The organism is Vibrio sp. 2134-1, assembly GCF_033339495.1.
Genome location: NZ_JAWOUS010000842.1, coordinates 1 through 544, shown reverse-complemented (window position 1 = coordinate 544; position 544 = coordinate 1). Strand labels below are relative to the sequence as shown.

1 protein-coding gene is annotated in these 544 nt (G+C 48.7%); it reads right to left on the bottom strand.

Annotated elements, in window-relative coordinates; translation table 11 throughout:
* Nucleotides 1-544 (bottom strand): DNA gyrase C-terminal beta-propeller domain-containing protein (locus R7R78_RS28855; RefSeq protein WP_318119836.1); only part of this gene is annotated, 544 nt, incomplete at both ends.

Genomic DNA, 544 nt, shown 5'->3' with positions numbered 1-544 from the left:
TCTGCTACACGTGTACGAACCAGAGTACCAGCGTCGGTGATCATCATCATCTCGTCGCCTTCTTCTACTTGTACTGCGCCAACTACTGGACCGTTACGCTCAGAAACCTTGATAGACACAACGCCCTGAGTTGCACGACCTTTCGTTGGGTATTCAGCCAGTTCGGTACGTTTACCGTAACCGTTTTGAGTAACCGTTAGGATGTCGCCTTCGTTAGACGGAACGATTAGTGAAACCACTTGGTCGTCGTCAGCCAGCTTCATACCACGGACACCTGCCGCTGTACGACCCATTGCACGTACTTTGTCCTCGCTAAAGCGAACAACTTTACCTGCTTTAGAGAACAACATGATGTCGCTTGAACCCGTTGTGATATCAACGCCGATTAGAGAATCGTCATCACGTAGGTTCACCGCAATTAGACCGTTTGAACGTACGTTCGCAAACTGGTCTAGAGAAGTCTTCTTAACGGTACCGTCGCCAGTTGCCATGAAGATGAACTTGTCTGTTGAGAACTCATCAACCGGAAGAATTGCAGTGATAC